Source organism: Amycolatopsis rifamycinica (genome assembly GCF_000695625.1).
GTDB classification, from domain to species: Bacteria; Actinomycetota; Actinomycetes; order Mycobacteriales; family Pseudonocardiaceae; genus Amycolatopsis; species Amycolatopsis rifamycinica.
Genome location: NZ_JMQI01000026.1, coordinates 173,690 through 183,288, shown reverse-complemented (window position 1 = coordinate 183,288; position 9,599 = coordinate 173,690). Strand labels below are relative to the sequence as shown.

Here is a 9,599-nt window from a genome sequence, read left to right as displayed (position 1 = left end):
GACCACCACGCCCGAGCGGATCGTCGAGGCCCTGCGCGCCGCGCTGAAGGAGAACGAGCGGCTCAAGCACCGGAATCGGGAGCTGACCGCCGGGGCCGCCGAGCCGATCGCCGTCGTCGGGATGAGCTGCCGGTTCCCCGGCGGCGTCCGGGAGCCGGCGGACCTGTGGCAGGTCGTCACCTCCGGCGCCGACGTCATCTCCGGGTTCCCCGCCGACCGCGGCTGGGACCTCGACGCGCTCTACAGCGCCGACCGCGACCGGCCGGGCACCACCTACACGCGCTCGGGCGGCTTCCTCGACGGCGTCGCCGACTTCGACCCGGCCTTCTTCGGGATCAGCCCGCGCGAAGCCCTCTCGATGGACCCGCAGCACCGGCTGCTGCTCGAAGCTTCGTGGGAGGCGATCGAGCACGCGCGGATCGACCCGCTTTCCCTGCGCGGCACCCGGACCGGGGTGTTCGCGGGGCTCGTCTACCACGACTACGGGTCCTGGCTGAGCCGGGCGCCGGAGGACCTCGAGGGCTACCTCAGCACCGGGATCTCCGGCAGCGTCGCCTCGGGGCGGATCTCCTACACCCTCGGCCTGACCGGTCCCGCGGTCACCGTCGACACGGCGTGCTCGTCGTCGCTGGTGGCCCTGCACCTGGCTTGCGAATCCCTGCGCCGCGGCGAATGCGCGCTCGCGCTGGCCGGCGGGGTCGCCGTGCTGGCGACGCCGATGATGTTCGTCGAGTTCGCCCGGCAGGGTGCGCTGTCGGCCGACGGGCGGTGCCGGTCGTTCGCCGCCGGCGCCGACGGGACGGCGCTGAGCGAAGGCGTCGGCATGCTGCTGGTCGAGCGGCTGTCCGACGCGCGGCGGCTGGGGCACCCGGTGCTCGCGGTCGTCCGGGGCTCGGCGATCAACTCCGACGGCGCGAGCAGTGGCCTGACCGCCCCGAACGGACCGGCGCAGCAGCAGGTGATCCGGTCCGCGCTGGCGAACGCCGGGCTGTCCACATCGGACGTCGATGTGGTGGAGGCCCACGGCACCGGCACCCGGCTGGGCGACCCGATCGAGGCGCAGGCGCTGCTGGCCACCTACGGCCAGGACCGGGAAACCCCGCTGTGGCTGGGCTCGGTGAAGTCCAACCTCGGCCACACCCAGGCCGCGGCGGGTGTCGCGAGCATCATCAAGCTGGTGCAGGCGATGCGCCACGGCGTGCTGCCGAAGTCCCTGCACCTCGACGAGCCGACTCCGCAGGTGGACTGGACCGCGGGAGCGATCTCCCTGCTGTCCGAACCGGTGCCGTGGCCGGAGACCGGCCGCCCGCGCCGGGCGGGGGTGTCGTCGTTCGGGATCTCCGGGACCAACGCGCACGTCGTGCTCGAGCAGGCGCCGGAGGGCGACGAACCGGGCACGCACGAGGGGGTGGTGCCCTGGGTGGTCACCGGCGCGACCCCGGCCGCGGCCCGGGACCAGGCCGCGCGGCTGCGTGCCTTCGCGGCGGACCACCCGGAACTGTCCCCATCGGACATCGGGCTTTCCCTGCTCACCACCCGGTCCGCGTGGGAGCACCGGATCGTCGTCGCCGGTGCGGATCGGGACACCCTGCCGGTCGCGCTCGAGACCGCGCGGCCGCGGCGGGTCGCGGCCGGGAAGCCCGCGTTCCTCTTCACCGGCCAGGGCAGCCAGCGCCGGGGGATGGGGCGTGAGCTGCACGAGCGGTACCCGGCGTACGCGCGGGCCTTCGACGAAGCGTGCGCTGCCGCGGGAATCGACCGCGACCTCGTGCTCGGCGGCGCCGAGCTGACCCGGACGGACCTGGCCCAGCCGGCGATCTTCGCCCTGGAAGTGGCGCTCTACCGGCTGTTCGAGTCGTGGGGCGCCCGCCCGGACCGGCTGGCGGGCCATTCGGTGGGCGAGCTCGCGGCGGCCCACGCCGCCGGGGTGCTGTCCCTGGCCGACGCCGGAAAGCTGGTCGCCGCCCGTGGGAGGCTGCTGCAGGCCCTGCCGGAGACCGGTGCGATGGTCGCGATCCAGGCGGCCGAAGCCGAAGTGCGTCCGCGGTTGGCCGCCACCGCCGACATCGCCGCCGTCAACGGGCCCGAAGCCGTCGTCGTCTCCGGTGCCGAAGACGCCGTTGCCGCGATCGCCGCCCACTTCACCGGACTCGGGAGGCGGACCAAGCGGCTCGACGTGTCGCACGCCTTCCATTCGCCGCTGGTCGAGCCGATGCTCGAAGAATTCCGGGCGGTCGCCGCCGGGCTGTCCTACGCGCGGCCCCGGATTCCGCTCGTCTCGGCCGTCTCGCCGTCGGCGGACCCGGCCACCCCCGGCTACTGGGTCGAGCACGTGCGCGCGACCGTCCGCTTCGCCGACGCGATCGGCGCGCTGGCCGAGGCGGGCGTGACGACCTGCGTCGAGCTCGGGCCGGACGCCGTGCTGTCCGCGATGGGTGCCGAGTGCGCCGAAGACCTCACCTTCGTCCCCGCCCTGCGAGCGGGGGAGTCCGAGACCGTCACCGCCGTGGCCGCGCTCGGGCACGTCCGGGACGCCGACTGGACGGCGTTCTTCGCCGGGGCGCGGACCGTCGACCTGCCTGCCTACGCCTTCCAGCGCGAGCGGTTCTGGCTCGAGCACGACCGGCCGGCCGGCGATCCGTGGCGCTACCGGATCGCGTGGCCGGCCCTGCCGGAGCGGCCCGCGACCCCGCCGTCGGGCACCTGGCTGGTCCTGCTCCCGGCCGATGGCGCGTCCTGGGCCGGGGAAATCCGCCAGGCCCTGGACCCGGACGCCGTCACCGTCACGCTCGACACCGGTCTGGACCGCCACGCCGTCGCCGAACGCCTGCACTCCGCACTGGGCGGCACGACCCCCGCCGGTGTCCTTTCGCTCCTGGCCGCCGGGACCACGCCCCACCCCGGGCACCCGGAGATCCCGGCCGGGCTCGCGCTCACCACCGTGGCGCTGCAGGCCCTGGCGGGGATCGACGCGCCGTGCTGGCTCGTCACGTGGTCCGGCGTCGCGGTGGACCCGGCCGAAACCCCCGACCCCGACCAGGCCCGGATCTGGGGCCTCGGCCAGGTGGCCGCACTGGAGGTGCCGGAGCGCGAACTCCGGCTCGCCGACGTCGCCGACGGCGCGGTGCCGCGGTTCGCCGGCCTGCTCGGCACGGCGAGCGAGGACCGGGTCGCGGTCCGCCGGGACGCCGTCCACGGCCGGCGGCTGGTCCGGGCGGCGGCCCCCGCCACCGCCCCCGAACGGCCGTGGCGCCCGCGCGGAACGGTCCTGGTGACCGGCGGCACCGGTGCGCTCGGCGCGCACGTCGCCCGGTGGCTCGCCGAGAACGGCGCCGAGCACCTGGTCCTCGGCAGCCGCCGAGGGCTCGACGCGCCGGGCGCCGCGGACCTGCGAGACGAACTGACCGCGCTCGGCGCCCGGGTGACCGTCGCCGCGTGCGACGTCGCCGACCGCGCCGCGCTCGCCGCGCTGCTGGCCGAGCACCCGCCGAACGCCGTCGTCCACGCCGCGGGCGTCCCGCAGTTCACCCCGCTCGACGGCACGAGCGCCGCCGAGCTGGCCCGGGTCGCCGCGCCCAAGGCCGCCGGCGCGGCCCACCTCGACGACCTGCTCGCCGGCACCGACCTGGACGCCTTCGTGCTGTTCTCCTCCGTTTCGGGGGTTTGGGGCGCCGACGGCCAGGCGGCCTACGCGGCCGCGAACGCCTACCTCGACGCCCTCGCGCAGCGCCGCCGCGCTCGCGGCCTGCCGGCCACGGCCATCGCCTGGGGCGCGTGGGGCGAAACCGGAATGGCGGCCCACGACGGCGTCGAGGAGCACCTGCGCCGTCGCGGTCTGGCCGCGATGCCGCCCCGGCGCGCGGTCGCCGCGGTGCAGCACGCCCTCGACCACGGCGAAACCGCCGTCGTCGTCGCCGACATCGACTGGGCCGCCTTCGTGCCCGCCTTCACCGCCGGCCGTCCTGGCTTCTTCCTGGACGAACTACCCGAAGGACGGCGGTTCGCGGCCCCCGCCCCGGCCGGGACCACGCCGCTCGCGACCCGGCTCGCACAGTTGCCCGAGGCCGACCGGCTGCCCTTCGTCACCGCGCTGGTCCGTGGGCACGTCGCCGCGGTGCTCGGGCACCACGAGCCGGGCGGCGTCGACCCCGGCCGTGCCTTCCGCGAACTCGGGTTCGACTCGCTCACCGCCGTCGACCTGCGCGACCGGCTCAACGGCGACACCGGGCTGCGGCTGCCGGCGACCGTCGTGTTCGACCACCCGGACGTCACCGCGCTCGCCGCGGAACTGCACCGCACGGCGCTGGGAACGGTCCTCGACGAAACCGCGGCCGCACCCGTCGCCGCCGACGAGCCGATCGCCGTCGTCGGCATCGCCTGCCGGTTCCCCGGCGGTGCCGACACGCCGGAGGAGTTCTGGAACCTCGTCCGCGAGGGCCGCGACGCCATCTCGGGCTTCCCGGCCGACCGCGGCTGGGACCTTGAGGACCTGTACGACCCCGAGCCGGGACTCCCCGGCAAGACCTACACCCGCTCCGGCGGCTTCCTCGACGACGCCGCCGGGTTCGACGCCGCGTTCTTCGGCATCAGCCCGCGGGAGGCCAGGGCGATGGACCCGCAGCAGCGGCTGCTGCTGGAGACCTCGTGGGAGGCCGTCGAACGCGCCGGCCTGGATCCGCACGGCCTGCGCGGCAGCCGCACCGGCGTGTTCGCCGGCGTGACGCACCAGGGCTACGGCCCGCCGTGGGACTCGGCCGCCGGAGCCGCGGCCGGGCACCTGCTCACCGGCATCGCCTCCAGCGTCGTGGCCGGCCGGGTGGCCTACACCTTCGGCCTGGAAGGCCCGGCGCTGTCGATCGACACGTCGTGTTCGTCCTCCCTGGTGGCGCTGCACCTGGCGGCCGAGTCGCTGCGGCGCGGCGAATGCACCCTGGCACTGGCCGGCGGCGTGACCGTGATGAGCAACCCCGGCGCGTTCGTCGAGTTCGGGCGGCAGCGCGGACTGGCCCCGGATGGGCGGTGCAAGCCGTTCTCGGCCGCCGCCGACGGGACGGCCTGGGGCGAAGGCGCGGGTGTGCTCCTGCTGGAACGGCTCTCCGACGCCGAGCGCCACGGCCACGAGGTGCTGGCGGTGATCCGCGGTTCCGCGGTCAACTCCGACGGCGCGAGCAACGGCCTCACGGCGCCGAACGGCCCTTCGCAGCAGCGGGTGATCCGGGACGCGCTGGCGCGGGCCGGGCTCCGGCCGTCCGAAGTGGACGCCGTCGAAGCGCACGGCACCGGCACGACGCTCGGCGACCCGATCGAGGCGCAGGCGCTGCTGGCGACGTACGGCCAGGACCGGGAAACGCCGCTGTGGCTGGGTTCGGTGAAGTCGAACATCGGGCACACGCAGGCGGCGGCCGGGGTGGCCGGGGTGATCAAGATGGTGGCGGCGATGCGCCGTGGTGTGCTGCCGCGGACGTTGCACGCCGACGAGCCGACGTCGCAGGTGGATTGGACCGGGGGCGCGGTGCGGCTGCTCACCGAGGCCGTGGCGTGGCCCGACGGCGGCCGGCCGCGCCGGGCCGGTGTCTCGTCGTTCGGCATGAGCGGCACCAACGCGCACGTCGTGCTCGAACACACACCGGTGCGCGAGCGCCCGCGACCGGCCCCGGCCCCGGCGGCCGGGCCGCTGGTCCTGTCGGCGAAGACCGGGACCGCGCTGGCCGCGCTGGCCGCCCGCTTATTGTCCCATGTGGACGGTGAAGAGGACGTCCGGTGGGCGGATCTGGGTGCGTCCCTGGCCGCGCGCCCCCGGTTCGAGCACCGCGCCGTGGTGCTGCCGGCCGCGGACCCACGGGCGGCGCTGCGGGCACTCGCGGCGGGCCGCCCGGCCTCCTCGGTGGTTTCCGGCGCCGCGACGAGCCCCGGCCGGACCGTGTTCGTCTTCCCCGGCCAGGGCGGCCAGTGGGCGGGGATGGGCGCGCGGTTGCTGCGCGAGTCGGAGGTGTTCGCCAAGCGGATGGCCGAATGCGACGCCGCACTCGGCGAGTTCGCCGGCCGGTCGGTGACCGGCGTGCTGCTCGGCGAACCCGGTACACCGGGCCTGGACCGCGTCGACGTCGTGCAACCGGCGTTGTTCGCGATGATGGTCTCCCTGGCCCGGCTCTGGCAGTCCGCCGGTGTCGAGCCGGACGCGGTCGTCGGGCACTCGCAGGGCGAGATCGCCGCGGCGTGCGTCTCCGGTGCACTGTCCCTTGCGGACGCGGCGCGCGTGGTCACCCTGCGCAGCAGGGCACTGGGCGAGCTGGCCGGGCAGGGCGGGATGGTCTCGGTCGCCCTGCCCGGGGCCGCGGCGGCGGACCTGCTGCCGGCCCGCTGGGGCGGCCGGCTCGCGCTCGCCGCCGTCAACGGGCCGTCGTCCACAGTGGTCTCGGGCGATCCCGAAGCGCTGGGTGAGCTGATCGCGTACTGCGACGGCGAAGGCGTGCGGACCCGGGCGGTGCCGGTGGACTACGCCTCGCACTCGGCGCACGTCGAGCGGATCCACGACCGGCTGCTGCGCGAGCTGGCCCCGATCCGGGCGCGGGTGCCCGAGATCGCGTTCTGGTCGACCGTCACCGGCGAACGGCTGGACGGCCCGGCGACGGACGCCGGTTACTGGTACCGGAACCTGCGGCAGACCGTGCTGCTCGAACCGGTCGTCGAGCGGCTGGCCGGGCTGGGGCACACGGCGTTCGTCGAGGTCGGGCCGCACCCGGTGCTGCTGAACGCGCTGCTGGAAACCGTCGAGAACCGGGGCGCCGACGCGGTGGTGACCGGCACCCTGCGCCGCGACGACGGCGGCACGGACCGGTTCGCCGAATCGGTGGCCACCCTGCACGTGCGGGGTGTTCCCGCCGACTGGCGGCCGTTCTTCCCGGACGCGCGGCGCGTCCCGCTGCCGACCTACCCGTTCGAGCGCGAGCGGTTCTGGCTGGACCGCGGTGCGCCGTCCGGCGGTTCGCCGGACGGGCCACCCGGCTCCGGGCACCCGCTGCTCGGCGCGGTCGTCGCGGTCGCCGGGCGCACGGAAGTCGCGTTCGCCGGACGGCTGAGCGTCGCGGGCCGGCCGTGGCTCGCCGACCACGCCGTGCACGGCGTGATCCTGTTTCCCGGCACCGGTTTTCTCGAACTCGCGAGCGCCGCGGGCGAGCGGACCGGCTGCCCGGCCGTCGACGAACTGACGCTCGAAGCACCGCTGGTGCTCGGGACGACCGGCACCGTCGAGACGCAGGTGCTGGTCGGCGAGCCGGACGAGGGGGGCCGCCGGGCCGTCACCGTCCACTCCCGGCCGGACGACGAGGAGACCTGGACACGCCACGCCACCGGGGTGCTGTCGGCGGCCGCGCCGGCCGCGACCGGGCTGCCCGGATGGCCGCCGCCCGGCGCGGTTCCCGTCGATCTGGCCGGCTTCTACGACGACCTCGCCGAGCGGGGCTACGGCTACGGCCCGGCCTTTCGCGGCCTGCACGCGGCCTGGGTGGCAGGCGACGACGTCTACGCCGAGGTCCGCCTCCCGGACGGCTGCGCACCGGACTCCTTCGGGCTGCACCCGGCGTTGCTGGACGCCGCGCTGCACGCGTCCGCGCTGCGGACTGCCCCGGACGGCCTGCCGTTCTCGTGGACCGGCTACACGCGGTTCGCGGCCGAGGCCACCGCGGTGCGCGTCCGGCTGTCCCCGGCCGGCGACGGGCTCGCGGTGACCGTCGCGAGCGAGACCGGGGAACTCCTCGCCCGGATCGGCGCGCTGGTGACGCGGCCGGTCCCCGAACCGGCCCGCCCGGCCACCGACGGGCTGCACCGGCTCGACTGGGTGCCCGTCGCGGCCCCGGCCGAGCCGCCGGCGAGCTGGACCGAGGTGTCCACGGTGGACGACGTGGCGACCGCGCGCGGGGACCTGCTGGCCGGGTTCGCCGCCGAGGACGGCGATCCGGCGGAGACCGTCCGCCGGACGACGTTCCGGGCGCTGGAACTCGTGCAGGCCTTCCTCGACGACGAGCACCGCGCCGGGACCGACCGGCTCGTGCTGCACACCCGCGGCGGCGTCGCGGCCGCGACCGGGGAGCTGCCGGACCCGGCGCAGGCCGCGCTCTGGGGCCTGGTGCGCTCCGCGCAGTCCGAGCACCCCGGCCGGTTCGTGCTCGTGGACGACCCGGCGGGCGACCACCTCGCAGCAGCTGTCGCCCTCGGCGAGCCGCAGGTGGCCGTCCGGGACGGCGAGTTCCGCGTCCCGCGCCTGACCCGGGCGGCCCCCGGCGAGGCGGCTCCGGCGTGGGGCGACGGGACCGTGCTGGTCACCGGCGCCTCCGGGCTGATCGGCGGCCTGGTGGCCCGGCGGCTGGTCGGCCACCACGGCGTCACCCGGCTCGCCCTGCTTGGCCGGCGCGGGGCCGGCAGCCCGGAAGCCGCCGCCCTGCTGGCGGAGCTGCGCGACCGGGGTGCCGACGTCAGCTGGCACGCGTGCGACGCGGCGGACCGGGCCGCGCTGGCCGAGGTCGTGGCCGGCCTGCCGGACCTCACCGCGGTCGTGCACTCGGCGGGTGCGCTGGACGACGGCGTCGTCACGGCCCTGACCCCCGAGCGGGTCGAGACGGTGCTGCGGCCCAAGCTCGACGCGGCACTGGCCCTGCACGAGGTGACGAAGGACCACGACCTCGCGGCGTTCCTGCTGTTCTCGTCGGCGGCGGGCTTGCTGGGGACGGCCGGGCAAGCCGGTTACGCGGCCGCGAACGCCTTCCTCGACGCGTTCGCCCGGCGGCTGCGCGCCGCGGGCGTGCCGGCGAAGGCGCTGGCCTGGGGCCTGTGGGCCGAGCCGAGCGGGATGAGCGGCGGCCTCGGCGACGTCTACCTCGCCCGCGGCGCCCGCATCGGCCTGCTCCCGCTGTCCTCGGCCCAGGGCCTCGAACTGTTCGACGCGGCGCTGGCCGTGGACGACGCCGTCGTCGTCCCGGTGCGCGTCGACACGACCGTCCTGCGCTCGGCGGAGGATCCGGCCGAGGTCCCGGCGGTGCTGCGCGGCCTGGCCGGGCCGCCGCGGCGGCGGGACACCGGCCGCGGCCCGGACCCGGCCGGCTTCGCGCGGCGGGTGCGCGGCGCGGCCCCGGCGGAGCGCGCCGAAGCCGTGCTCGGCCTGGTGCGGCAGCTGACCGCGGACGCGCTGGGACTCACGTCCGCCGCGGCGGTCCGCGACGACCGCGGGTTCCTGGAGATCGGCTTCGACTCGCTGATCGCCGTGGAGTTCCGCAACCGGCTCAGCGCCGCCACCGGCGTCAAGCTGCCGAGCACGCTGGTCTTCGACCACCCGTCACCGGCCGCGGTGGCCGCGTTCACCGAGGCCCGGCTCGCCGGGGACGCCGACGACACCGCGGCCGCGGCCCTCGCCGGCCTCGACGGCGTGGCCGCCGCGCTCCGGACCGCCGGGCCGGAAGCGCGGGCCCGGATCCTCACCCGCCTGCGGGCCCTCGCCGCCGATCCCGGCACCGCGCCGGACGACGGCCCCCGTGACCTCGACGGGGTGTCCGACGAAGAACTCTTCGACCTCATCGACAACGACTTCGGGATGGCGTGACATGGCC

Annotated in this window: 1 pseudogene; it reads left to right on the top strand. The window is 76.4% G+C overall.

What is annotated here, in order from left to right:
• Positions 1 to 7 precede the first annotated feature (7 nt).
• A pseudogene (locus DV20_RS12815) lies at positions 8 to 9,592 on the top strand (SDR family NAD(P)-dependent oxidoreductase); the annotation flags it as partial.
• Positions 9,593 to 9,599 lie beyond the last annotated feature (7 nt).